Annotated in this window: 17 protein-coding genes and 1 pseudogene; 11 read left to right on the plus strand and 7 right to left on the minus strand. The window is 69.4% G+C overall.

The annotated features are described in order from the left end of the window. Positions 1 to 104: 104 nt before the first annotated feature. Entirely contained in the window at positions 105 to 3,509 is a 3,405-nt protein-coding gene (locus ABZX67_RS14180) for a tetratricopeptide repeat protein (RefSeq protein WP_355358984.1), read from the minus strand. 156 nt (positions 3,510 to 3,665) lie between these two features. On the opposite strand from ABZX67_RS14180, the pseudogene ABZX67_RS14185 reads away from it, so the two are divergent. Continuing rightward, positions 3,666 to 3,827 (plus strand): annotated as a pseudogene (locus tag ABZX67_RS14185) (DUF255 domain-containing protein); the annotation flags it as partial. A 126-nt stretch (positions 3,828 to 3,953) separates the two neighbouring features. Here the strand turns inward: ABZX67_RS14185 and ABZX67_RS14190 are convergent. The 6 genes from ABZX67_RS14190 to ABZX67_RS14215 form a co-directional block, all read right to left on the minus strand. Next, positions 3,954 to 4,460, minus strand: coding sequence for a flavin reductase family protein (locus tag ABZX67_RS14190; RefSeq protein ID WP_355359279.1), 507 nt, complete (start codon positions 4,458 to 4,460; stop codon positions 3,954 to 3,956). A gap of 289 nt (positions 4,461 to 4,749) precedes the next feature. Next, positions 4,750 to 5,973 (minus strand): acyl-CoA dehydrogenase family protein, encoded by a 1,224-nt coding sequence (locus ABZX67_RS14195; RefSeq protein ID WP_355358987.1) that lies wholly within the window; start codon positions 5,971 to 5,973, stop codon positions 4,750 to 4,752. After that, on the minus strand, positions 5,974 to 7,035 hold the full coding sequence (locus tag ABZX67_RS14200; RefSeq protein ID WP_355358994.1) for a class I SAM-dependent methyltransferase: 1,062 nt from the start codon (positions 7,033 to 7,035) through the stop codon (positions 5,974 to 5,976). Between the two features lie 3 nt (positions 7,036 to 7,038). Beyond that, on the minus strand, positions 7,039 to 8,241 hold the full coding sequence (locus tag ABZX67_RS14205; protein WP_355358999.1) for a hypothetical protein: 1,203 nt from the start codon (positions 8,239 to 8,241) through the stop codon (positions 7,039 to 7,041). Then, on the minus strand, positions 8,217 to 9,365 hold the full coding sequence (locus tag ABZX67_RS14210; protein WP_355359002.1) for an MFS transporter: 1,149 nt from the start codon (positions 9,363 to 9,365) through the stop codon (positions 8,217 to 8,219). The genes ABZX67_RS14205 and ABZX67_RS14210 overlap by 25 nt, the downstream gene beginning before the upstream one ends. Before the next feature lie 15 nt (positions 9,366 to 9,380). Then, a complete protein-coding gene (locus ABZX67_RS14215; protein WP_355359005.1) occupies positions 9,381 to 10,574 on the minus strand; it encodes an ATP-grasp domain-containing protein in 1,194 nt (397 codons plus the stop codon). Between the two features lie 1,468 nt (positions 10,575 to 12,042). Here ABZX67_RS14215 and ABZX67_RS14220 point away from each other — a divergent pair. The 10 genes from ABZX67_RS14220 to ABZX67_RS14265 all read left to right on the plus strand — a co-directional run bounded on the left by ABZX67_RS14220 (position 12,043) and on the right by ABZX67_RS14265 (position 24,714). Then, positions 12,043 to 12,717 (plus strand): iron-containing redox enzyme family protein, encoded by a 675-nt coding sequence (locus tag ABZX67_RS14220; RefSeq protein WP_355359008.1) that lies wholly within the window; start codon positions 12,043 to 12,045, stop codon positions 12,715 to 12,717. A 74-nt stretch (positions 12,718 to 12,791) separates the two neighbouring features. Beyond that, positions 12,792 to 14,075: an ATP-grasp domain-containing protein gene (locus tag ABZX67_RS14225; RefSeq protein ID WP_355359011.1), complete on the plus strand. Its 1,284-nt coding sequence runs from the start codon at positions 12,792 to 12,794 to the stop codon at positions 14,073 to 14,075. Between the two features lie 584 nt (positions 14,076 to 14,659). After that, the gene (locus ABZX67_RS14230; protein ID WP_355359014.1) at positions 14,660 to 14,839 is read left to right on the plus strand and encodes a hypothetical protein; all 180 of its coding nucleotides are present in this window, start codon (positions 14,660 to 14,662) and stop codon (positions 14,837 to 14,839) included. Beyond that, a complete protein-coding gene (locus ABZX67_RS14235) occupies positions 14,827 to 16,017 on the plus strand; it encodes a hypothetical protein (protein ID WP_355359017.1) in 1,191 nt (396 codons plus the stop codon). Before ABZX67_RS14230 ends, ABZX67_RS14235 begins: the two co-directional genes overlap by 13 nt. Next, positions 16,014 to 17,132, plus strand: a complete 1,119-nt coding sequence (locus ABZX67_RS14240) for an arginine deiminase family protein (RefSeq protein WP_355359020.1) — start codon at positions 16,014 to 16,016, stop codon at positions 17,130 to 17,132. The genes ABZX67_RS14235 and ABZX67_RS14240 overlap by 4 nt, the downstream gene beginning before the upstream one ends. Further along, entirely contained in the window at positions 17,129 to 18,169 is a 1,041-nt protein-coding gene (locus ABZX67_RS14245; protein ID WP_355359023.1) for a DMT family transporter, read from the plus strand. The genes ABZX67_RS14240 and ABZX67_RS14245 overlap by 4 nt, the downstream gene beginning before the upstream one ends. 96 nt (positions 18,170 to 18,265) lie before the next feature. Next, positions 18,266 to 20,293: a thioredoxin domain-containing protein gene (locus tag ABZX67_RS14250; protein WP_355359026.1), complete on the plus strand. Its 2,028-nt coding sequence runs from the start codon at positions 18,266 to 18,268 to the stop codon at positions 20,291 to 20,293. A gap of 271 nt (positions 20,294 to 20,564) precedes the next feature. Further along, complete coding sequence (locus tag ABZX67_RS14255; protein ID WP_355359029.1) at positions 20,565 to 21,821, plus strand: glycosyltransferase; 1,257 nt, start codon at positions 20,565 to 20,567, stop codon at positions 21,819 to 21,821. Beyond that, the gene (locus ABZX67_RS14260; protein ID WP_355359032.1) at positions 21,818 to 23,524 is read left to right on the plus strand and encodes a phospholipid carrier-dependent glycosyltransferase; all 1,707 of its coding nucleotides are present in this window, start codon (positions 21,818 to 21,820) and stop codon (positions 23,522 to 23,524) included. The genes ABZX67_RS14255 and ABZX67_RS14260 overlap by 4 nt, the downstream gene beginning before the upstream one ends. Further along, positions 23,521 to 24,714, plus strand: a complete 1,194-nt coding sequence (locus tag ABZX67_RS14265; protein WP_355359035.1) for a glycosyltransferase family 2 protein — start codon at positions 23,521 to 23,523, stop codon at positions 24,712 to 24,714. Before ABZX67_RS14260 ends, ABZX67_RS14265 begins: the two co-directional genes overlap by 4 nt. The last annotated feature ends 16 nt before the right edge of the window (positions 24,715 to 24,730 follow it).

Below are 24,730 nucleotides of genomic sequence, written 5' to 3' on the forward strand. Positions count from 1 at the left end.
ATTCGGCAGGGGTAAGGGCTGCGGGTCCCTCACTCCGTCCCCCCTTCGCCAGAGCCGGGCACCGGATTCGAGCGTCCCAGTCGTGGTGGCCGCCGCGCAAGCGGTCAGCCCCGCGCGGTCTCCACCGGCACGCCCATCACCTCCCGCGCGTGCCGGTTCGGGGTGAGGCCCAGGGGCCAGGGCTGCCAAGGGGCCTCCAGACGTATGCCCCGTTCCAGGACCAGTGACCAGGCCGTCAGGCAGTCCGACAGTTTGGGGTCGCGGGACGGGTGCTTGGTGTCCAGCAGTTCGGACAGCTCCTGCTGGGCGACGACCGTGCCGACCTCCACGCCGCCGGGGGAGGCGTACGGCAGCAGCGTGCAGCGCAGGAAGCGGGCCCAGTCCGCGCCGCGGCGGTCGTCGTACGAGGCGAACAAGGCCGCCGCCTCGTCGCACAGGGCCAGCGCCTGCGGGGCGCGGCTGTTGCCCGCGTCGATGATGGCCAGTTCCAGGGAGGTCCACGCCTCGCCGTGGGAGACGCCGATGCGGCGGAAGTCCGCGCGGGCGTCCACCAGGAGCTGACGGGCGAAGCCCGAGTTGCGCAGGTTGCCGGTCTGCGCGGCGCGCTGGTCGCGGGTGAGGCGGCCCGCGTGGTGGCGGGCGCAGGCCAGGCCGTAGACGTCCCGCATCCGCGAGAACATCGCGCGCGCCCGCTCCAGGTGCCGGACCGCCTCGTCGGTGTCGCCGTGCTCCTCCAGCGCCTGGCCCAGGTAGTAGAGGGTCCAGGCCTCGCCGCGTACGTCCTCGCTGTCACGGTGGCGTGCCAGCGCCGTGCGCAGCTGGTCCACCGCCGGGCCCGCGTCGCCGGCCACGAGCCGGGCCCGGCCCAGCTGGGTCAGCGCCCACGCCTCGCCCCGGTCGTCGTGCGTGCGGCCGTACAGGTCGAGGGCCGTGCGCAGGGCTGCTTCGGCGCGCTCCACGTCGCCCATCCGCAGGCGGACCTGGCCCAGTTGGAAGTCCGCCCACGCCTCACCGTGCAGCGACTCGTTCTCGCGGTGCAGCGCCAGGGAGGTGTCCAACAGCCGCAGCGCCTCGGCGAGGTTCGCCCGGTCCCGCTCCACCGCCGCCAGCGCGTGCAGCGTCCACGCCCGGTCCGCCGCGAGCTCCGGCGCGGCCTGCAGCTCCAGCGCCTCGCGCAGCCGGGCCGCCGCCTCCGGCAGGTTGCCCTGGTGGTGCAGCGTGATGCCGAGCGAGCACAGCGCCAGCGCCGCGCCCGCGTCCTGCCGCGCCTCCTGGTACAGCGACACCACCGACGTCAGCGTCGTACGCGCCGTGTCGAGCTCGCCGAGCTGGCGCGCCGCGATACCGGTGCGCCACCGCACCGACCGGACCAGCAGGCCCTGGTCCACCTCCTCCGTCAGCTGCTGGAGCTCGCCCAGCCGGTACAGGTCGCCGCGCAGCAGGCAGTAGTCGCACAGCGCGCCCAGCAGGTCCAGCACCGTTTGCCGGGAGACGCCCTCCGCCTGCCGCAGCGCCGCGGTGATGAACCCCGACTCGTCGTCCAGCCAGCGCAGCGCCGCGTCCAGCGATGGGAAGCCGTGCCCGTCGAAGCGGCCTCCGTGGCCGGCGCGCGTCGACATCTTGCCGTCCACCATGCGGATCACCGCGTCGGCCAGCTCCGCGTAGTGGCGGATCAGCCGCTCCTGCGCGGCCGCGATGTCCGCCGCGTCCTCCTCCTCGCGCAGCCGCGCCGCCGCGAACGCCCGTACCGCGTCGTGCAGCCGGAACCGGTCGCCCCGCACTTGGTCCAGCAGCCCCGCCCGGGCCAGCTCCCGGAGCCGCTGCCGGGCGTCCTCTTCTGAGGGCTCGGTTCGCCTCCGGGGCGCCTCAGCGGGCGTCGACGGTCGATCGTGCTCGGGTCGCTCGTACCTCACGCCCCTCCGCGCGTTCTCTCTTTCGACGCCCGCGCGCCCCTGTGGCTCACTCGCCTCCTCCCTCGCCAGCAGCGCCGCGGCGGCCGCCGCCCCCAGGGAGGCGCGGCCCGCCAGCGCCAGGCGGCGCAGCAGCAGGCGCTGGTCGTCGGAGAGGTCGGTGGTGTAGCAGACGCCCAGGGCCCGCTCGACCGGGCCTCCCGGGCCGCCCGGGTGCCGCTCCAGGAGCCGCGCCGCCTCCGCGGCCGGGCGCGTGCCGAGCGCGGAACCCGCCACCCGCAGCGCCAGGGGGAGCCCGCCGCACAGCTGCCGTAGCCGCTCCGTGGCCTCGGCGTCGTACGGGCCCGGCTCGGAGCCCTCGGCCGCCGCGCCCCGCAGCAACTCCTCGGTGCCCGCCTCGTCCAGGCCGCCCACCGGCAGGTGGTGCACCCACGCCGGCACGTCCTCGCCCAGGTCGAGCGGCTCGCGCGCGGTCACCAGCACCAGGCCTTCGGACCGCTCCGGGATCAGCGTCCGCACCTGCGCGGGGTCGTGCGCGTCGTCCAGCACCACCGTGACCGGCAGCCCCGCCAGGTGCTGGTGGTACAGCTCGGTCAGCCTGCGCACCTGCTGCTCGGCCGACGCCCGCTCGCGCGGCAGCAGCTGCTCGCGCGGCGCGCCCAGCCGGTTCAGCAGGTTCAGCAGCGCGTCCCGCGTCGCCAGCGGCGGCTCGTCGCCGCCCGCGCCGCGCAGGTCCACCAGGCACGCCCCGCGGAACAGGTCCCGCAGCCGGTGCGCTGCCCGCACGGCCAGCGCGGTGCGGCCCGCGCCCGGCTCGCCGTGCAGCACCACCACCGTCGGCCGGGTCTCCGTCGCCGCCCGCGCCGCGCGCACCCAGCGCTCGATCAGCTCCAGCTCGCCCCGCCGCCCCGCGAACGGCGCGTCCGGCTCCGGCAGCTGCCCGTACGACTGCTCCAGCGCGGCCCGCCGCCGGGCGATGGCGCTGCGGTCGAGCCCGCGCAGCGGCACCGCCTTCGGCTCCGGTTTCTCCAGCGCGGCCGCGGCCAGCATCCGCTGCTGGTCCAGGAACGGCCGGATGCCCCGTACCTCCAGCGCTGTCAGCCACTGCAGCCGCAGCTGCTCCGGGCCGCCCGGCTGACCCAGCGCGCCCGCCCTACGGTGCGCGGCCGGCCAGTGCCCCGCCGTCACCTTCAGCACCGTCGCCGCGGCCCCCGCCACCGCCACCACCGCGCCGGCGCCCAGCGCGGTGCCCGGCGCCGTGCCGAGCGCCAGGTCGGCGCCCACGGCGGCGGCCGCCGCCACCACCGTGACCAGCGCGGACGTGCTCACCGTCGGCCCGCGCAGCCGCGCGCCGAGAGACAGCCGCCCCGCCTCCGCCTCCTCCAGGGCGTCCAGGGCCCGGACGTACGCCGTGTACTCCTCCACCGCGCCCGCCGCCATCCCCTCCAGCGCCGCCCGCCCCCTCGCCAGCAGCACCGCCGCGTCGGCCCGCCCGCCCGAGCGCCGCACCTCCTCTTCCACGGCGCGCGCCAACAGCCGCTCCGCCTCGGCGCGATGGCCCTCCCGCAGCCGGGCCTCCTGCGCGTACGCGTCCCGCATGTACGTCCCCCTCCGCCGGCGTCCACGTCCCGTCAAGTGTCGGCCGTTCGGCTGATCGGCGCGAGGCCTGTGGATAACTTCGGGAGAGGGGGGTGCCCGCCCGGGCGGGAGGCCATCGCGTCCGGCAGGACGGCCGTACGGCGAACCGACTGGCCCATGAGACCTGAGACCTCCCCCTACCTCCTCCAGCACGCGGACAACCCGGTCGACTGGTGGCCCTGGTCGGACGCGGCCTTCGAGGAGGCCAGGCGGCGCGGGGTGCCGGTGCTGCTGAGCGTGGGGTACAGCTCGAACCACTGGTGCCAGTGGATGAGCAACGTCCGTTCGGTTCGTGGTGCCCGGCCCGCGCGATGGTGGTGTCTCGGGCTGGGCAGGGAGGCGATCATCTGCTGAGGCCGCTTTCCCGGCCTTCGTCCCGTGCGGCTCCCCGGCAGTTCAGACATGCTAAGCCAGCGGGTGGCTCAAAGCAGCGAGCGAGTGGAAGCCCCTGTCGTACCAGACGAGCGGGCTGCCGTCTCCGGATACCGCCTCCGTCACCCGCCCCACCAGAATCGTGTGGTCTCCCGAGTCATACTGCGCGTTCGTCTCACATTCGAGGGTGCACAACGCTCCACGAATCAGGGGCGTCCTATGGTCAGTGCGCGTGACAGCGACATCCTGGAACTTGTCGTCCAACGAGCTCGCGAAGCGTTGCGCCAACGTCCCCTGGCCGGAAGCGAGAATGCTGACTCCAAAGCGGCGTACCTGCTGAAACACCGGGTGACAGCGTGCGCTCCGGGCTATGCAGACGAGCACCAGCGGAGGATCAAGGGAAACAGATGTGAATGAACTCGCAGTGAAGCCGTGGTCTGTGCCATCTCCGTCAGTCGTTGTCACAACGGCGATTCCGGAGGGGAACCGGGCCATGGCGGCACGAAATTCCTGCGAGGTCACTACGGGTGGTGCGGTCATGAACACGGTTCCCTTCTTGCGTGACGCGGCCGGTAGTGGCGATCGTGTGTTGGGGCTGCTGTGAGTCTTGATCGTGGCGCTGTCTGTGCAGGTCAGGGAATGGCCGGCGGGCGGGGGGCGGTGGAGGGGGGCGGTAAAAGGAGAGCCGGCGGGTGTGGAGGTGCCGGCGCACGACAAGGGCGCTCTGCCCGTCGCCCCTGTCGTGGCAAGCCCAGCTGATCAACTGCTGCCTCGCCGCGACCGGCCCGATGGTCGAGGGCTGGTGTGGGCGTCAGCAGCCTCTACGATGTCAATCCGAAGCCGTCTTCTTTGGGGAGGGAGCTCCCACCTGCCAGTCGACGGGCGGCGGCGTACCGTTGAGGAGCCAGTCTCCAATGGCCCGCTGCTTGAATATCGCAGGATTGTGGCTGGCGACCGTCCTTGAGTTGCGCCAGTGCCGGTCGAGATCGCGGCCGGTACTCGTTGCCGAGGCACCCAGGGCGTTGAACAGCAGGGTCGCCGAGCGCGGTACCAACTCGGAAAGCATGACCTGCGCCTGCTCGGAGCGGATTTCCGCTACGAGATTCGCCTCACGATCCTCCTCCGAATCACGCCCGGCAACGCCCGTCTCCGAGGCCCGCTGCAACGCCTCCGCAACGCCGCGGGTCAGAGCCCGCGCTGTGTAGGCGATGGAGGAAATTTCCCCGACGACCGACTGGATGTTGGGGTCATCCTTGGCGAGGATGGCGGAACTGTGCGAGTAGTTGCGTTGGCGGTTCCGCACCGCTTCTGTGATGTCTCGCTCAACGGCAACCGCAATGCCTGCTTGCACGACCAGCAATATCCACTGGTAAAGCGGCGTCTGATAGCGAATGCGATCCTCGAAGGGGGAGACGTCGCGAGGGTCGACACGCGCCTCGTTGAAGAGCAACGTGCCCGTGCCCGTGGTGCGTTGGCCGAAGCCGTCCCAATCGTCATGAACTGTGATGCCCGGTTGATGCATCGAGACGAAGCCGGCCACGCTCTGACCCTCGTAGACTCCTGAAACATCCGCCCAATCCGCGAAAATGGAGCCGGTGGTGTAATGCTTCTTACCGGAGACCGTCATCCCATCGTCGTGCCGGGTGAAGATCGTGTTCTTCTGCCCCATCGCGATCGGGCCCGCCTCCGCCCAGGCGTTGCCCACTACCTGCCCGTCAAGAAGTCGGGGCAGCCACCGCTTGCGATAATCTTCGTCGGGCCGGTGTACGACGTCCTCCACGAAGGCGATGTGGCCGCGAAGGATCTGCGGAATGTTGGAATCGGCCGCCGCCAGCTCGATGAGCACTTCTCCCCACTCGGGGATCGTGAGCCCGTCACCGCCCCATTCCTTCGGTATGCGCAGCCGGCTGAAACCTGCGTCAGCTACAGCACGCACCTGCTCTCGCGGCAGCTCTCGGTTGAGATCACGCGCGATCGCGCCCTCGGCCAGGTCTTTCACCACCGCCAACACACTCGCCTCGGACGACGCGGTGGGCGGGATTCCGGGTGTCATCTACCTGGCGTCCTTCCTGGGCTTCCGCACTACTTGCAAGGTCGAGTTGCCGAAGGCTTCCGTGTCGGTGTCGAGGCGTGCGAACTCTTCGAAGCCCGCGGCGGTCAACTCGGCGAGCAGCGATTCCGGGGAACGCTCGGAGTAGTGCAGCACCTCGAGGTCGATGGGCTTGCGCTCGCCGTCGATCTCGACGTACCGGGTGATGGTGCGCCCCGGCACCAAGTCGGCAGCGATGGCGTCGTAGTCCTTGATGGTGTGGAAGCCACGTCCCCAGTCCGAGGCGCAGTGGTCGACAATGAAGTGGCCACCGGGGCGCAGCACGTCGAAGACACGGGCGATGTGACGCGCCCGGTCCTCCGCCCGGTCGAGCATGTGAAGTGCACCCATGTTGAGGGCCAGATCGAAGGACTCCGCCGCCACATCGCGCAGGAAGATGATGTCCTTCTCGATGAATCCGTCGGCGGGCAGCCCCTTCTCCAGTGCACGCCGGCGCGCCTTTTCCAGGGCACTGTGCGACACGTCGAAAGAGGTGACACTGCGACCTATTCCGCTGCTCAGCAGAAAGAGGCTGTCGCGCCCTTCCCCCGTGCCTAGGTCCACGATGTCACCCTTGAATATCTCCGGGTGCCGGGCAAGGATCTCCCGCAGGCTCGCGTTCTCGGAGGGGCCTTCCCAAGATTCGGCGCCACGCTCGTAAACCTTTGCGTAGCGGTCTTCGTAGCCGAAGTAGTAGCCCTTCTCCGAGACGTATTCCCGCATCACAGAGACGATCGGGTAGTCCGCGGGGATGGTGCGTCGCTGCGGCTCCGCCGTGCTTTCGCTGCTGTACTCCGTATGCGGCTGCGCGGCCGTCAGCAGAAGCTTCTGCCCTGCCGCGATGCTGATCTTTTCGCCGACGCCGATGACCGCCACACCTTCGCGCAACTCCTCGTCGGAATAGCCACCGTCGGGTAGACAGTAGAAACCGAGCCGGCCCCGCTGGACCGTTAGCGACGCGGCCTCCGGGTAGTCGAGCTGTACGACTTCGTTCGCATCCAGGACGACAGTAATCTTCTCGATCATTGTTCACTTCCCCGTTCGTGCGTAGGTGTGAGAACTGAGGAGCTCGCTGGGGTTGCTGCCGCGGAGATAGGCATCGGCCGCATCCCGGGTCCAATGGAAGACGCTCTGCTGTACTTTGCTGCCGCCGATGGACAACGGCTGCCGCTCCAGGGCGAGGCGCATGACCCGTGCGGATGTCGCGTAGTCCCGCTGCGCGAAGGCTGCGATACCCTCGAAGAGCGGCCGGCACACGGAGTGGAAGAACTCCGGTGACTCTCGATCGCGGCAGGAAGCCACGATGCTGTCGAAGAGTCGGTACTCTTCAGCCTTCGCGAACGCCATCGCAGCGTGCAGATCGTTGAAGACGTAATTGGGGTCTTCCGCATAGGCAGCCCAGGCATCCGCGAGCGCCGACCAATGGGGCGCCAGCATCTCGGAGAACTCCTGTCCTCCCAGCATTTCCAGCCGCCACAGCAGTGCGACCGCATCGAGGTCTTCCCAGGCTCCTGCCCTCGTCTTGCGGCGCACCTCCAGCTGGTAGCAGCGCAGAGCCTCTTCCAATTCGCCCTCACCGAGCAGGCCTATGGCGAAGTGCCACCACATGTGGATGCGCATCGGCTCTGCCGCTCCCCACCCGTTGGGGTAGCGGGAGATGGATTCCTTCGCCGCCTGATGGTCGCGCAGCCTCTGCAGCACGTGCACCTTGGCGTGCAGTGCGTAGACATCATCAGGATTGACGCTCATGGCACGCTCAGCGGCGGAGATCGCGTCAGAAAATTCCCCGCATTCCTCCAGAGCGAAGGCGAGAAGGCCGTCGCTGAGGCCGGCAGCGCGGCGGGTCATCGTGGAGCGCAGCTCGACGAGGCTGCGGCCCGTCTCGAGCATTCCCTCACTGTCGCCCAGGAAGAAATCGACCATATGCGCGAGGAAGCCGGTGAGCAGCGCATGCTCCCCACGGGAGCTCTGTAGGCTGCTCGCCAGCATCTCGCGAGCACTCGGTAAGTCCCCGCGTGCCCAGCTCAGCACCGCCTCACGAGTGGTGCGGAACTCGGGTTCGAGAGAGTGAGGGGCCATCGACTCGAGAATGTCGATGGCCTCACGACATCGCGCCGCCTCCATATTCGTGACGGCTTCGGCGGCGGCCACGAGGCCGTGGTGCGGGTCAGTGTTGCGAACGGTGCGGGGGTCGAGGCGGAGGGCCACTAGATCTTCAACGATGCTTTCCATGTCTGCAATCCCTGGAACGAGAACGACATAACGATGACAAGCAGGAACGGCGCGATCCATACCAGCGATTGCGCCGCGCCGAAGACGAGGAAGACGACAGCCAAGATGGGAATCGCCGTGGCATTGCCGAGGGCGACCGCATGGCCGGTAACGGCGGAGTCGTAGTGCGTAGCGGTGTACTCCCGCAGTGCGATGCGCAGGGCGCCGAAGCCGGCCCCCAGCGCGAAGGTGGAGAGCGCCATCGCGACCACGGTGGCTCCACCTGCCGGCAGCGCCCACAACATCCCGCCCAGTACGGTGCAGGCGATTACCAGCCTGACGAGTGTCGCGGAAGACAGTTTCGCGCGGGCCGACATCACACCTGCGACGATGACACCGACGCCCAGGCAGGCGTCGACGATGGCGACCGCGACAAGGCCCGCGCCGCGGTCACTGACCTGGAGCGGCAGCATCAGGTTGAACGCGCCCAGCACTGGCCAGACGAGCGCGAACGTGGCGATCAGACGCAGCGGAGCCCCGGACTTCGCCGAGGGGCCGGCCTTGGCCTCGTCATTTGTGTCAGTGGCCACGGCGGCACCTACTCCCGCCCAACTGAGTGCCGCAACCAGCGCGAAACCCGCCGTCAACGCCTGCACGATGCCGCGGGTGCCCACCACTTCGATGATCGCTGGGGCCAACAGCGGCCCGATCATCAACGCCGCCTGATTGCCCGACATGGTGACGGAGCTGGCCCACGACACATCCTGCCGCCGCTTCTCCTCATTGAACCAGCTTTCCCAGCTCGCCTCCAGTGCAAAGAAGCCGATCCACATGAAGAAATTTGCTAAGACCAGCGCGGTGGGGTTCTCCACGAGAAAACTGACCGCGAATGAAACCATGGCCACGTAAAGCAGCGACAGCACAGAGAGGCGCTGCCCCGATATCGTGATGCGGCGGAGCACGACCGGCACCGCCAGCGCCGGCAAGTACGACAGCAGTGTCGAAATGACCAACCGCCAATAGCCCCCGCCTTCCGCCGTCGCGATCTGCCAGTTGATCACAACGAGGAAAATGCCGGCGAAGAGGCGGTAAGCGGTCGAAACGATGGCATAGCGGATCATAGATGCCGGCAGTACCTTACCCATGCGCCCAATCTCTGATCAACCGAAGATTTCGTCGGAGAGCGTATCCGCGATCTTGACGGGCATCATGGTGCGCTCGGTGAAGATTTCGTTCCACACCATTTCGACCACGCCGTCTCGGGTGGTCCAGTCCGCGACAGGCTTGGCGACGTCACCAGGCTTCTTGGACACGTGGACAGAGACCACGTTCTCGGGAAGCTCCTCCGGAATCGCCACCGAGGTGATCTTCCCCGGCTGTGCCTTCAGGAAGGCTACGGCGCTGCTGCGGGCGGGTTCGCTCTGCACCAGCGGGAAAGGATCAATCCCCAAGTAAGAGGCCACGTGCAGGGTGTAGGGGTTGTACCCGTAGGCACGTTCCACCTGGTCCATGATGCCGTCACCGCCCGGTCGAGCAGCCGCCTCGATGAGCCACGGAGCACCCTTGCTGTCGAATTTGACCTCGACGTGCGCGATCCCGCGATCGATCCCGAGGACCTCGCATGCTTTCTCCGCCAGAGTCGTCAACGCCGTATCGCCCGTACGGTGACTCGGCACCAGGTGCCCCACCTCGGCGAACATAGGAGGTTCCGAAAGATACTTTTCGGTCACCGCGAGCGTCGTGCGCCGATCGCCGTGGCAGAGTACCTCGACGGAGACCTCTTCCTGGGAGTCCACGTATTGCTCAACCAGGTAGTGGGTGCCTTCGATGGGGAAATCACCGCGGTAGCGCTCGATGTGTTCCACCGAGGCCGCGAATGCGGCAATCGCCTCGGCGCGCGTATGGGCGAGGCTGACGCCGCCGCTGCCGCTGAAGTCGGCGGGCTTGATCACGACCGGGTACCCGATCTCCCCGGCCGCCGCGAGCATCTCTTCCTCAGAGGTGACGGCGATGGAGCGCGGAGTCGGCAGATCCGCCGCCTCGAAACGCGCCTTCATCGCGTACTTGTCGCGTGTGACATGTGCCGAATCGGCGGAGAGTCCGGGTAACCCGTATTCCTTCGCGACGGCACTCGCTGTCGGCACACCCCAGTCGTTGATCGGCACAACTGCCGCCAGATCCCAGCCGCGCTGTTTCCACTCGGCCACCGCCGCGAGCACGGAATCGGCGTAGCCGTCGTCCGCCGCTATCACTCGGTCGAAGAAGCGCTGCGGGGAACGCTGCGGATCGAGTGCTGTTGCCCACACAGGCATGGAACTCGCATCTTTGGCGCCCGAGAACGAGCGCTCGCGCAAGAAGTAGCGCGTACCGAGTCCTAAGAGAAGGACATATGATCTTGGTGTAACCATGCGGTCACGTTAAGACGCGCTGTAACAGGTGTCAATGGGTGGCCTGATGAGAGCGGTCGGTCAATAACTTCTGCGTGCGTTTGGGCTGTTGGGCCGTTGGATGCGGATGTGTCCAAGGGGGACGAGGTGGGGTGGGTGGGGGTGTCCCGGTCTGCCGCCCAGCCGACGTCCAGGCCGGCGCACAGCGCGGGTCGCTGATCGCAGGCGATGGCTCGTCGAAGGCCGGTTCCGCGCGGGGGTCGGCGAGATGACGCACCGTGAAGCCCCGGATCACATCCCGGGCGGCGGTCTCGTTCCCGGCCGCGCGGGAAAGAAGACGCTGCGTGCTGTCAACGGCGTTGCCGACGGGGGTACTCCGTGTCCAGCCGTTCCTGCTCGGGAGGCTGAAAAGAGTCCGTGCAGGCGGGCCGCCGCATGTCGGCGCGGTTCACGGCGCGAGAACAACGGCGCTGGATCACAGGGAAGTTCATTCAACCTCGACGGCCTGGTCGACCGCCGCGTCTGCCAGGGCGCCGACTGGGCCGCCAACGAGGTCTACGACTCGAAAGCCCTGCGAACCAGCCTGCTCACCGTGGGTCTGGGCGGCCCGCTCCGGATCGCCGCCCACCGCCAGTGGCACGAGACCACTGCCGGGAGCATCACGACCGCAGCATGACCACCTCAGCCGCATCTACAGCTGCCGTAACCGTTCACGAAGTGCGGCCGGAGTCCTCGCCCGGGTCGGTGCCCACGTGCAACACGGACTCGGCTGCTTCCCTGTCCAACATCTTGAGAGCGGCGGCTACCGGAGGCGCGAGTCGCCGGTGGACCTTCACTGTTCGGGTGGATGGAAGTGAAGCCCCCAAAGGGGCAGTTCACGTGGCCAGTCATGCGTCAAGACCGCTGCCATGCGTGACGCGCGGCTCAGCTGTGATCTAGGCCACATTAGGAACAAGCCTGCTCATGAGTCGTCTGATGAGTGATGTCATGCCAGTGGCGAGCGCGCCACTCGGGGTGGAGTCCGGGCGCGAGAAAGCCGCATTCACGCAAGGGTCAACTCCACGACGATCACCGCGACGGCACAGCGCGTCGACGTGGGCCTGCCCACGTCAGTCCACGAACCGTTCCACGACCTCACGTGCGACCAGCTCAAGGCTCTCGATCTCACGCGGTGGGCAGCAGGAGCGCCGGCCGCGCTGCACGCCGAGACGCATCTTCGGCTCAGCTGAGTGTCTGACTGTCGGAGTGAGGTAACTGATGGCACTGCTCTGAGGGTGTCAAGAGGAGAGCTCAAACCAGCCAGGAGGATATCGAGCCGAGGGCCGAAGTCGCGCCTGCCGGAACGACGCGCCCTCCTGCGGAAGGCGCCGGTGCCATCTATGGCACGCCGAGCGTGCCAGGAGACTCTCACCATCGAGCGATGAAAGGCACTTATATGTCACGCGAACGCCTCGAAAAGCTTGCCGCTGAAGGAATGGAGCGGCTCTTCGAGAAGGTCCCGAAGGCACGTGAATTCCATGCCGCCGAGTGGTCGGACCCGGACTATTATCGGCGTCACCTCGTCGAGACTGTACTCAGAATTCGCCTCAATAACGAGGTGGATGCATACGGTCTTTACAAAGTGGGCTACAAGGACCACCGGCTTGCTGCGACGCTCGCAAGGTACCTCTCCGAAGAGAACAACCACGAGGGGATGTTCCTGCGCGACCTGAAAGAATTCGGTCTCAGCAAGGACGACGTGGACGCGACCCGTCCCTTGCCGTCGACCGAATACCTCATGGGGTACATGTACTTCTCCATCAACCAGGAAGGGCCGCTCCCGACGACGGTCTGGAACTGGTTCGTCGAGTGGTACTCGGACCGCTACAACCCGGGCATCACCAAGTACGCGGCCGAGGTCTACGGCCTGGAGAAGGTCAAGGGCTCCCAGGCTCACATCGACTACGACGAGTCCCACGACCACGACGAGCTGATGTGGGGCACGGTGGACCGAGCCATCAAGGGCTGGGGTTCCCTCGAGGACGCGGAACGGCACCTGGTCAACTTCATCGACCTGATTGCCCTCTACTTCACCGAGCTCTACGAAACCACGGTCGGCCGCAAGGCCTGAGCCGCCGCGAAGCCCTGGACCGCTCGCGGTGCCCGCACATCCGTGTCATGCCATGTCGACCGTAAGGATTCGCAGTGCCCGATGGGACCGTCCTGATACTCGAACCGGAGTCATCCGGCGTCGACCTCATCCCGGCAGCGCTCGAGCTCGGATTCGGTGTCCACATAGGTGACCGTCGGGCTGCCCACGAGCTGCCCACCGCGGTACGGGATGCCGTCGCCGCGGGTACGGCAGCCCACCTCCAGGTGGACACGCGGTCAGTCGGGGCGGTGGCCGATATGGCCGCCGCCCTGGCGCGGCGGACCGAAGTCGTCGCGGTGGTCCCGGGGTTCGAGTACTCCATATCCACCGCCTCCGCTGTGGCGCAGCGCCTCGGCGTTCCGGGTATCACCCCTCGGTCGGCTGAACTGCTGCGGGACAAACGCAGGATGAAACGAGCGCTCGCCGCTCGTGGCGTACAGGTGGCCCGCGGCGTCCCGCTCGCCGTCGAACGCGCCGACGACTCCGTACTGAAGGACGTGGCCCGCAGGGTGGGATTCCCCGCGGTCGTCAAGCCTGTCAACGGCTGCGGCAGCCTCCGGGTGCGCCGTGTCGAAGACTTCGGGGAGCTGTGTGACCAGGTGGAGTTGTCCCGCCGCGACCCCATCGACGACATGGGCCTCAGCATCGGTGGCCGGCTCCTTGTGGAGTCGTATGTGACGGGTCCCGAAGTCAGTGTCGAGGGATACGTCGCGGAGGGCACCGTTCGCGTTGTGGCCGTGACCGAGAAGCAACTAGGCCCCGAACCGCACTTCGTCGAGGTCGGGCACATCGTGGATGCCGGGCTCGAACCGGCGGCACGGGCCGAGGTGGAGCGGGTCACCCGGGCCGCCGTCGAGGCCCTCGGCCTGCACGTCGGGGTTTTCCACCTTGAGGCGCGGCTCACTTCGTCGGGTCCCGTAGTGATCGAGGTGGCCGCGCGCCTGGGCGGTGACCGGATTCCGGAGCTGGTCGCGGCCTCGTACGGATTCGACCTGCCACGAGCGATGATCCAGGCCCTGGCCGGGCTGCCCGTCGTACCACCGGATGCGGGCAGGCGGCCACGTGTTGCCGGAGTGCGCTTCTTCAGCGTCCCGCACCCGGCTGTCCTCGGAGACCCGGGTCAGCTCGTCCGGCGGATATCCGCCGTCACCGGGTGCCGAGACGCCTCGGTCAGCCAAGTGGCGGGAGCTGCCCTGCAGCCCGCCACCGACTTCCGCGACCGCTTCGGGCACGCCGTCCTCGTGGCCGACGACCGGCGGGCGCTGGACGCCGCGCTCGCACAAGTGGATACACACGTCGAGCAGTCCGTGAGGAGCGCCGCAGCATGCGTTTCCTGATCGCCAACCGCTACAGCGACAACTTCGCCGACCACGGTGAGTACCTCGGCCACGCCCGATATCAGGTCAGCGGTGTGACGATCGCGGATCACGTCCCGATGATCCCACCGGGCCAGGGACGCATCGGGTTTCCGAGGACGTCCATGACGCCCCTGTTCCGTGACGAGGCGCGGATTGCCTGGACACCTGTCATGGCTTCAGCCGGGGACGCCGGCTGGGCTCGGCCGTCCAGTCGGGCTCCGAAGCCGCAGCCGTCGCCGAGTCCGCGGACGGCGGCCTCGACGCCCTTGGCCCGACCGACAGCCCCTACCACCTCGAAGTGATCGAACACCGCGACGTCTACCGGCATCGGATCGCTTTCGCCGCCGTGGGCTTGCGGGTGGTGGGCACTGCCGCGCCGGCCACCGGCAGCTCATCGAGCGGTCGGTGCCCCCGACGGTCGTGGACGTCACCGAGTAGGGAGACGGGCCTCACCCCGGACGCATGCCAAGCACGCCGGCATGCCGGCTCTGCGTGGGCGCCCTCCTACGGGCGCCCGCGGACAGCACCACCCAGCCACCGAACAGGGTAAGGAAAGAATGCGCATGTCCACCCAATGGGCCGTGCCGGAGGGCCGCTACGAGCCCTACCGCTTCAACAAGGAGATCCAGCACCGCATGCGCCTCGCGCGCAACCGTGGTCGCGCGGCGGGCGAAGCCGCGGCGGACCGGGTGGACGCCCTGGTGGGGAAGGCGACGGGAGGGACCGCGGCATGCGTCTTCTGATTCTCAACCGGCACAGCGACAGCTTCGCGGAGTACGACCGGTACATCGACCACCAGGAGCATGAGGTCTCCTACGTGACGGTCCCGGAACACGTGCCCATGGCCCGGCGGTCCCGCCACCTGGAGGTGCTGTCCTCGCTCAGCGACGAGCAGCAGGTGCTCCGGGCCGCCGAGCGGTGCCACCGGGAAGCCGGTCCCTTCGACGCCGTGTTCGCCCAGTCCGAGTTCGACCTGCTGACCGCTGCCGCCGTCCGCGAGCAGCTGAACGTGCCCGGTCCTGGGGTGCAGGCCACCCGACTGTTCCGGGACAAGCCTCGTATGAAGGAGGCCGTCGCCGAGGCAGGGCTGCGGGTGCCGCGGTTCACCACCGTCACGTCGGTCGCGCAGGTCGTGGAGTTCGCCCGTACCTGCGGGGGAGCGATGGTGGCCAAGCCGCGCGCCGGTGCGGCCTCCGGCGGAGTCGTCGTGATCGAGCCTGGTACCGACCCCGCCGCGGCACTCGCCGGCCTCGACCTGGCCGAGTACGAGGTCGAGGAGCACGTCTCCGGGCCGATCTGGCACGTCGACGGCCTGCGCCACCGGGGCCGCACGTGCTTCCAGCTCAGCTCCCAGTACATCGGCACCTGCTACGGGTTCTCGCGCGGCGAGCCGCTTGCCTCCGTGGTGCGCCTCGACGAGAAGGCGGACCTCATCGGTGAGTTCGCCGGCCGGTGCCTGGACGCGCTGGACCTGCGCGACGGGCCGTTCCACCTGGAGGTCATCGAGAGCGCCGACGGGCCCGTCTTCCTCGAAGTCGGAGCGCGAGTCGGCGGCGGCGAAATACCGTTCGTCCTGCACGATGTCTACGGGGTGGACCTCGTGGGCGACTGGCTCCGCGTCGTCATGTCGCAGACTCCGCGGACGCTGCCCCGGGACACCCCCCGTGAGCACGCGGGATTCCTCATGCTGCCGGAACCGGCGGGGCTGACCCTGGTGTCGCGGCAGAGCCTGCTGGAACGAGTGGAGTGCCTGTACGCCGAGGTGCTGCCCGAGCCGGGCCACCGCTTCGACGGCGCCGGTGGCTACGAGGAGCTCCTCGGGCGGTTCCGCTACCGCGCGCCGTCCGCGAAGCACATCACCGACGCGGTCGACGAGACGCTGCGGACCTACCGCTACGTGCTGACGGAGGAGGGACGATGAGCCGTATCGTCTTCTTGATGCAGGACCCGAGCGAGGTCATGCCCGCAGAGATGGCGCTGTTCATGGGCGAGGACCCGCCGTACGACCCGGGGCGCGCCGCCGCGGAGTCGGCCGCGCTGAAGGAGACCCTGATCAGTCGCGGAGCCGAGTGCCTGACCATCCGTCAGCTCTTGAAGGATGCCCCCCGGGAGGCGCTCGTCGACCTCGCCACCGCTGCGGTCGGCACCGACGACCCCGATCGCTGGCCCGGCATCCGGGCGGCTTTCGACAGCTGGAGCGGCAACGACCTGGCGGACATCGTGATCCGCCGACCGCACCTGCGAACGCACGCCGATCCCCAGCTCGCCGAGATCAGCCCTGACGCCGCCTACGAGTCCTACGAGATCCGCCCCCTGTTCGGCTTGATGTTCCCCCGCGACCACTACGTCGATCTGGGGGAGTCGGTGGCGCTCGGCCGACTGCGCCGACAGGACCGGGCGCGGGAGACCGCGGTCGTCAGGACGGTCCTCGAGCAGCTCCGGGGCAGGCCCGCCGAGCTCACGACCGGGGAAAACCACTGGCTGGAGGGCGGGGATGCCGCGGTTTCGCAACGCCTCGCCGTGCTCAGCGGGGGGTTCCGGAGCAGCCCCGAAGCGATGGACCGGCTCCGCCGGCAGCTGCTGACCGGGGAGCGGGCCGTCATCAGCGTGCATGACGGACGCAGGCGCCCCGAGGAGTTCCACCTCGACCACTGGCTGGCCCTCGGCCGCGACATCGCCCTCGTGGCCGACGACCGGCTCGACGACGTTGAGGTGTCGGCCGTCGTCCATCGGGACCCGGACGAATCCGGCGCCGCCGCGACGACCCTCCGCGAGGCGCTGCACGCGACAGGCGCCGAGGTCATCCCCCTCTCGGCCGCGCAACGGCTCCTCTTCGCCGCCAACAGCTTCTTCCTCCCCGACGGGCAGACCGTCCTCACCTCGACGGCCGCGCACAAGGAACTGGCGTCACTCCTGGAGCCGCGGGGGATCGAGGTGGTGAGCGTGCCCTTCGACAACCACCACAAGCTCTTCGGAAGCGTTCACTGCGCACTCAACACCGTTCGTGTTCCGGAACAGGAGAGCGAGACCTCATGACGAAGGCACCGGAGATGGGTCCGCCTGTCACACGAACTGAGCGCATACGGGGGAAACTCGCCCTCTCAGGCAGCGTCGTGGGGATCGGCTCGGCCTTCATCTTCGTGCGCCTGAGCGAGGTGGACCCCACCGCGACGCTCATGCTGCGCATGCTGGCCGCGTCGATGCTGATCGGGGCGGTCCTCGCACCGCGGAGCGCTGCTGTGCGTGTGCGTGACATACGCGGCCGGGACATGGGGCTGCTCGTGCTGGCCAGCATCGTCTCCGGGCTCGATCTTCTGGCCAATCAGTGGGCGGTCAGCTACACCTCAGTGGCCAACACCGCGTTCCTGATGAATGCTTCGCCCGTGTTCGTGCTGCTCTTCGCCTGGCTGGTGTACCGCGAGCGCGTCGCCCTGATGAAGCTGGTGGCGGTGGTCGTCGCGGTGGCCGGGGGCACGCTCGTCGTGGCGGGCGGGGGTGACCGGGCGCCGAGCAGCCTGCACGCTTTCGGCGACGGACTCGCTCTGGCGTCCGCGGCGCTGTACGCCGTGTTCCTCCTCATGACCAAGCGCCTACGGGAACGCATCCCCACGAGCGTCATCATGCTCACGAACTCGCTGGTGATCATGGTGATGCTGGCACCAGTGGCGATCTTGACGAGCGACCCCCTGCTGCCGAAGAGCGCCTGGGGCTACGCACTGATCTTTGGCTACGCGCTCGTCAGCCAGCTGCTCGGGCACGGGCTGATGACCTATGCGCTGCGCACCGTGGACCCCGCCCTCGCGTCAATGTCCGGGCTGCTGCGTCCAGTCGTGGCCGCCGCCCTGGCGTGGCTGATCCTCGACGAGGGAATGGGTCCGCTCCAGTTCCTGGGCGGCGCCGTCATGCTGCTCGCGCTCTACTGTTTCCAGCGTGCGGACTGGGGCGGCGCCCGTCCCTCATCCGCCACCACCGAAGAGGAGCAGCGGCTCAGCCCTGCGGAACAGTCGAGGCGTCCGGGGAGTTCAGACCCGAATCCGCAGGTGAGGGCCGATGGCCGGGCAGATGATGTGTGAGTGTCGTGGTGAACGGGCCTGCCTCATCGCGCGCTCAAACGCGATGTGGATCACGACCCGCGGGCTGGACGGTCCGGATCGTGCGACGATTCGGATATGAACCGCCTGGCCAATTCGCATTCGCCCTATCTGCTTCAACACGCTTCAAATCCGGTGGACTGGTGGCCGTGGGGACAGGAGGCATTCGACGAAGCTAAACGGCGCAATGTACCCGTATTGCTGTCGGTCGGTTACTCTGCGTGCCACTGGTGTCACGTCATGGCGCACGAATCCTTCGAGGACGACGCCACCGCCGCGTACCTCAACGCGCACTTCGTGCCCGTCAAGGTCGACCGCGAGGAGCGGCCGGACGTCGACGCCGTGTACATGGAGGCCGTGCAGGCCGCCACCGGGCAGGGCGGGTGGCCCATGACGGTGTTCCTGACGCCCGACGCGGAGCCGTTCTACTTCGGTACGTACTTCCCGCCCGAGCCGCGTCACGGCATGCCGTCCTTCGTCCAGGTCCTCGAAGGCGTACGGGCCGCGTGGACGGACCGGCGCGAGGAGGTCGGGGAGGTCGCGGGGAACATCGTGCGCGAGCTGTCCGGGCGCTCGCTCGCGTTCGGCGGGGCCGGGGTGCCCGGTGAGCAGGAGCTGGCGCAGGCGCTGCTGGGGCTGACCCGGGACTACGACGCGCGGTACGGCGGGTTCGGCGGGGCGCCGAAGTTCCCGCCGTCCATGGTGGTCGAGTTCCTGCTGCGGCACCACGCGCGCACCGGGGCCGAGGGCGCGCTGGAGATGGCGGTCCACACGTGCGAGGCGATGGCGCGCGGCGGGATCTACGACCAGCTCGGCGGCGGCTTCGCCCGCTACTCGGTGGACCGCGAGTGGGTTGTGCCCCATTTCGAGAAGATGCTGTATGATAATGCGCTTTTGTGTCGCGTGTACGCGCACCTGTGGCGGGCCACCGGCAGCGACCTGGCCCGCCGGGTGGCGCTGGAGACGGCCGACTTCATGGTGCGCGAACTGCGCACCGCCGAGGGCGGCTTCGCCTCCGCGCTCGACGCGGACTCCGACGACGGCACCGGCAAGGTCGTCGAGGGCGCGTACTACGTGTGGACGCCCGAGCAGCTGCGCGAGGTGCTGGGCGAGGAGGACGCCGCCCACGCCGGGCGGTACTTCGGCGTCACCGAGGAGGGCACCTTCGAGCACGGTTCCTCGGTGCTGCAACTGCCGCAGGACGCCGGGCTGGACGACGGCGAGCGCGTCGCGCGCATCCGGCAGCGGCTGTTCGACGCCCGGGACCGGCGCCCCCGGCCCGGCCGGGACGACAAGATCGTCGCGGCCTGGAACGGCCTCGCGATCGCCGCGCTCGCCGAGACCGGCGCCTTCTTCGACCGGCCCGACCTCGTCGAGCGCGCCACGGAGGCCGCCGACCTGCTCGTACGGCTCCACATGGACGGCTCGGCGCGGCTCGCCCGCACCTCCAAGGACGGCCACGTGGGCGCCAACGCCGGCGTGCTGGAGGACTACGGCGACGTGGCGGAAGGATTCCTCGCCCTGGCCGCGGTCACCGGTGAGGGCGTGTGGCTGGAGTTCGCCGGGTTCCTGCTCGACATCGTGCTGGACCGCTTCACCGGCGAGGGCGGCGAGCTGTACGACACGGCCCACGACGCCGAGCGACTCATCCGCCGCCCGCAGGACCCCACCGACAACGCCGCCCCGTCCGGCTGGACCGCCGCCGCCGGGGCCCTCCTCGCGTACGCCGCCCACACCGGTTCCGAGGCCCACCGGACGGCCGCCGAGCGGGCCCTCGGCGTGGTGAAGGCGCTCGGGCCGCGCGCGCCGCGCTTCATCGGCTGGGGGCTGGCCGTCGCCGAGGCGCTGCTCGACGGGCCGCGCGAGGTCGCGGTCGTCGGCGGGCCGGACGCGGAGGAGGCCCGCGCGCTGCACCGCGCGGCGCTGCGCGGGACCGCGCCGGGGGCCGTGGTGGCCTTCGGGCGGCCGGGCGCCGGGGACGAGTTCCCGCTGCTCAGGGACCGGCCGCTGATCGACGGGCGGCCCGCCGCGTATGTGTGCCGGCACTTCGTCTGCGACGCGCCTACCACGGACGTGGCCGAACTCGAGCGGAAACTGTCCAACTGACCAGGAAAATAATGTTTTTATCGGGATAGCCCCTGAGTGTCAGTCCCGGCCTCTATTCTCATTCGCACGAGGAGTTGAGGAGACTCCGCGCACGTTCTGGGGAGGGCGTGTGCGGATGTCGATCATGGGCGTCGACGGCCAGGGGGGTCCTGCCGCGATCCGCCCCGAAAAGCTGCTTTTCGATCCGGGGATCGACCACCGCCGCGGTGGCGCGCGCCGCTCCTGACCCGCGCGCCCGCGTCACCGCGGCAGGTCCGAGGGGGGACCTTCCGTGCTGCTATCGCTGTTCGTCGCTGCCGTTTCGCTGGCGCTGTTCTGGATGGCCGCGTTCACGCTCTGGTGGCAGATGCACGCCTGGCGTACGCCCGAGACGCTCGCCGCCACCCGATTCGCCCGACCGGACGGCCAACAGGGCCTGTCCTTCTCGCTGCTGCTGCCCGCCCGGCACGAACAGCTGGTCCTGGAGCACACCATCGACCGGCTCCGGGAGTCCAGCCACCGCGACTTCGAGATCATCGTGATAGTCGGCCACGACGACCCGGAGACCGCCGAGGTCGCCGAGCGGGCCGCCGCCCGCGACCCCGGGCGCGTACGCGTCGTGGTCGACACCCACGAGACCAAGAACAAGCCCAAGGCGCTCAACACCGCCCTGCCGTACTGCCGGGGCGACGTCGTCGGCGTCTTCGACGCCGAGGACCAGGTCCACCCCGAGCTGCTCGCCCACGTGGACCACGCCTTCACCGCCACCGGCGCCGACGTCGTCCAGGGCGGCGTCCAGCTGATCAACTTCCACTCCAGCTGGTACTCCCTGCGCAACTGCCTGGAGTACTTCTTCTGGTTCCGCTCCCGCCTCCACCTCCACGCCGCCAAGGGCTTCATCCCGCTCGGCGGCAACACCGTCTTCGTCCGCACCGACGTGCTGCGCGAGGCGGGAGGCTGGGACCAGAACTGCCTCGCCGAGGACTGCGACCTGGGCGTACGCCTCTCCAGCACGGGCAAGAAGGTCGTCGTCGCGTACGACGCCGACATGGTCACCCGCGAGGAGACCCCCGGCACCCTCGTCAGCCTGCTCAAACAGCGCACCCGCTGGAACCAGGGCTTCCTCCAGGTCTACCGCAAGAAGGACTGGCGCGAACTGCCCACCCTGGGGCAGCGGATGCTCGCCCGCTACACCCTCATGACGCCGTTCATGCAGGCCTTCACCGGCGTCATCATCCCGCTCAACGCCGCGATCGCCCTCTTCCTCGACGTGCCCGTCGGGGTCGCCTTCATCACCTTCCTGCCGATGATCACCGCCCTGGTGACCTTCGTCTTCGAGATCGTCGGACTGCACGACTTCGGCCGCCAGTACGGGCTGCGCGTGCGGTTGGTCCACTACCTGAAGCTCATCGCCGGCGGCCCCTTCTACCAGCTGCTGCTGGCGGGCGCGGCCGTCCGCGCGGTCTGGCGTGAACAGCGCGGCCGCAACGAATGGGAGCTCACCAGTCACGTCGGGGCGCACCTCGTCCGGGAGGAGGCCACCCGATGACCGCGACCCTGCCCGCCGCGAGCCCCCCGGCCCCCGCGGCTCCCGAGGCCCCCGCGCCCCCGGCGCCGCGCCCCGACAAGAGACGGATCGTCACCCGGCCCGTCGTCCGCTTCCGCAGCTCGCGCCCCGACCTGGTGCTGTGCGGTGTCCTGCTCGTCGCGATCCTGCTCGTCCAGGGCTGGAACATCCAGCAGTACCCCACCCTCAGCGACGACGAGGGCACCTACCTCGCCCAGGCCTGGGCCGTGCAGAACGGCCGCGGCCTCGCCCACTACACCTACTGGTACGACCATCCGCCGCTCGGCTGGATGCAGATCGCCGCCCTCACGTGGATCCCGTCGCTCCTCGCCCCCGAGTCGATGACCGTCGCCTCCATGCGCTTCGCGATGCTGCTGGTCGCCGCCGCGTCCGCGGTGATGCTGTACGTGCTGGCGCGCCGCCTGTGGCTGCCGCGCTGGGCCGCCGGTCTCGCCATGGCGCTGTTCGGGCTGTCCCCGCTCTCCGTCGTCCTCCAGCGGGAGATCTTCCTCGACAACCTCGCCGTGATGTGGATGCTGCTGGCCTTCTGCCTCGCCGCCTCGCCCAGCCGCCACCTCTGGCATCACTTCGGGGCCGGGCTCGCCGCCGCCGTCGGCGTCCTCACCAAGGAGACGATGCTCGTCGTCCTGCCGGCGCTGCTGGTGACGATGTGGCGCCACAGCCACCGCGACACCCGCAAGTTCGCCGTCACCGGCGCCATCACGGCCTGCGTGCTGATCGGCCTCACCTACCCGCTCTTCGCGCTCCTGAAGGGCGAGCTGCTGCCCGGCGCCGGACACGTGTCGCTGTGGGAGGGCATCACCTACCAGATGAGCCGCCCCGGCTCCGGCTTCATCCTCACCGAGGGCACCGGCTCCCACGGCGTCCTGGAATCCTGGCTCTACTACGACCGGGTCCTGCCGCTCGGCGGCCTCGCCGGCGCCGCGCTGCTCCTGGCCACCGTCCGCTGGTCGGTCACCGCGCGGGCGCTCGCCGGACCCGCGCTCGCGGTCGCCATCCTGGCGCTCGTCGCGATGCGCCCCTCCGGCTACCTGCCCGCCATGTACGTCATCCAGGCGCTGCCCTTCCTCGCCCTGGTGCTGGCCGGGGGAGCGGCGAGCGTCGCCCACGCCGTCCTGCGCAAGGGCCGCCCGCTGCCGAAGCTGCTGCCCGTGCGCCGGACGGCCGCCGTCCTGCTGGCGGCCGCCGCCGCGGTGTACGTCGTCCCGCGCTGGTACGACGGAGACCGCACCGCCATGACCGCCGACGCCAACGCCCCCTACCGGGCGGCCGCCTCCTGGCTCGCCCGCGAGGTCCCCGACCCGGCGCGCACCCGCGTGCTCGTCGACGACGCGCTCTGGCTCGACCTGGTCCACGCCGGGTACGAACCCGGGCTCGGTGCCATCTGGTTCTACAAGGCCGACCTCGACCCGGCGGTGACGAGGACCATGCCCGACGGCTGGCGGGACCTGGACTACGTCGTCGCCTCCCCGACCGTACGGCGCGACGCGCGTGACCTGCCCAACGTCAGGGCGGCGCTGGAGCATTCGACGCCGGTCGCCACCTTCGGCGAGGGCGAGGAGCGGATCGAGATCCGGAAGATCGGCGAAGACCGGAGCGCCGGGGCCCGGACCACCGAAGACCGGACCGAAGAGGCCCGGACCACCGGAGCGGAGGCCCCTTGACCATCCAGCCCACCGGCGCCGAGCGCGTCGCCCCGGTCACCGGGGACGTACCCCGGCCGGGAGCCCTCACCGGCGTCACCGTCGTCATTCCCACCTTCAACGAATCCGGCAACGTACGGGAGCTGCTGCGCCGCATCGCCGACGCCGTGCCCCACCGCGTCCCGTGCGAGGTCGTCTTCGTCGACGACTCCACCGACGACACCCCCGCCGTGATCGCCGACGCCGCGCGGGACTGCGCCTTCCCCGTCTCCGTCCTCCACCGCGACACCCCCGAGGGCGGCCTCGGCGGCGCCGTCGTCGAGGGCATCAAGGCCGCCACCGCCGAGTGGGTCGTCGTCATGGACGCCGACCTCCAGCACCCGCCCGCCCTCGTCCCCGAGCTCCTCGCCACCGGCGAGAAGCAGGACGCCGACCTGGTCGTCGCCAGCCGCTACCTGCCCGGCGGCAGCCGCGCCGGACTGGCGGGCGGCTACCGCGTCGCCGTCTCACGCGGGGCCACCTGGCTCGCCAAGGGGCTGTTCCCGCGCGCCCTCGCCGGCATCAGCGACCCGATGAGCGGCTTCTTCGCCATCCGGCGCAGCGCGGTCACCGCGGACGCCCTCAAGCCCCTCGGCTACAAGATCCTGCTGGAGCTGGCCGTACGGTGCCGGCCGGCCGGCGTCGCCGAGGTGCCGTTCGTCTTCGAGGAGCGGTACGCCGGCGAGTCCAAGTCCACGGCGAAGGAAGGCCTGCGGTTCCTGCGCCACCTCGTCGAGCTGCGCACCGCGTCGCCGCTCGCGCGCATGGCCGCCTTCGGACTGATCGGCCTCACCGGCTTCGTACCGAACCTCGCCGCCCTGTACGTCCTGACCGGTGCCGCCGGGGTGCATTACCTCCCGGCCGAGATCCTCGCCAACCAGCTCGGCGTCGCCTGGAACTTCCTCCTCATCGAGGTGCTGCTCTTCCGCGACCGCCGCCACCACCGCCACTGGGCGGACCGCGTCGGCCGCTTCGCGCTCCTCGCCAACGCCGACCTCGTCCTGCGCATCCCCCTGATCGCCCTGTTCGTCGGGCAGCTCCACCTGGCGGTGCTGCCCGCCACCGCCCTCGCGCTGCTGACCACCTTCGTCCTGCGGTTCGCGGGGACGGAGGCGCTGGTCTACCTTCCGCGCACCGCGCGCCGGGCCCGCACAGGAAGGAACGTCCGTTGACACCGACCCCTCGACG

The sequence above is a fragment of the Streptomyces sp. NPDC003036 genome (assembly GCF_040611175.1).
Lineage (GTDB): Bacteria > Actinomycetota > Actinomycetes > Streptomycetales > Streptomycetaceae > Streptomyces.

Coding starts and splice junctions, on each gene's coding strand:
- ABZX67_RS14180 (WP_355358984.1), bottom strand. CDS start 3,509: ATGCGGGACGCGTACGCGCAGGAGGCCCGGCTGCGGGAGGGCCATCGC.
- ABZX67_RS14195 (WP_355358987.1), bottom strand. CDS start 5,973: ATGACACCCGGAATCCCGCCCACCGCGTCGTCCGAGGCGAGTGTGTTG.
- ABZX67_RS14260 (WP_355359032.1), top strand. CDS start 21,818: ATGACCGCGACCCTGCCCGCCGCGAGCCCCCCGGCCCCCGCGGCTCCC.
- ABZX67_RS14200 (WP_355358994.1), bottom strand. CDS start 7,035: ATGATCGAGAAGATTACTGTCGTCCTGGATGCGAACGAAGTCGTACAG.
- ABZX67_RS14240 (WP_355359020.1), top strand. CDS start 16,014: ATGAGCCGTATCGTCTTCTTGATGCAGGACCCGAGCGAGGTCATGCCC.
- ABZX67_RS14220 (WP_355359008.1), top strand. CDS start 12,043: ATGTCACGCGAACGCCTCGAAAAGCTTGCCGCTGAAGGAATGGAGCGG.
- ABZX67_RS14190 (WP_355359279.1), bottom strand. CDS start 4,460: ATGACCGCACCACCCGTAGTGACCTCGCAGGAATTTCGTGCCGCCATG.
- ABZX67_RS14245 (WP_355359023.1), top strand. CDS start 17,129: ATGACGAAGGCACCGGAGATGGGTCCGCCTGTCACACGAACTGAGCGC.
- ABZX67_RS14235 (WP_355359017.1), top strand. CDS start 14,827: ATGCGTCTTCTGATTCTCAACCGGCACAGCGACAGCTTCGCGGAGTAC.
- ABZX67_RS14250 (WP_355359026.1), top strand. CDS start 18,266: ATGAACCGCCTGGCCAATTCGCATTCGCCCTATCTGCTTCAACACGCT.
- ABZX67_RS14205 (WP_355358999.1), bottom strand. CDS start 8,241: ATGGAAAGCATCGTTGAAGATCTAGTGGCCCTCCGCCTCGACCCCCGC.
- ABZX67_RS14230 (WP_355359014.1), top strand. CDS start 14,660: ATGTCCACCCAATGGGCCGTGCCGGAGGGCCGCTACGAGCCCTACCGC.
- ABZX67_RS14210 (WP_355359002.1), bottom strand. CDS start 9,365: ATGGGTAAGGTACTGCCGGCATCTATGATCCGCTATGCCATCGTTTCG.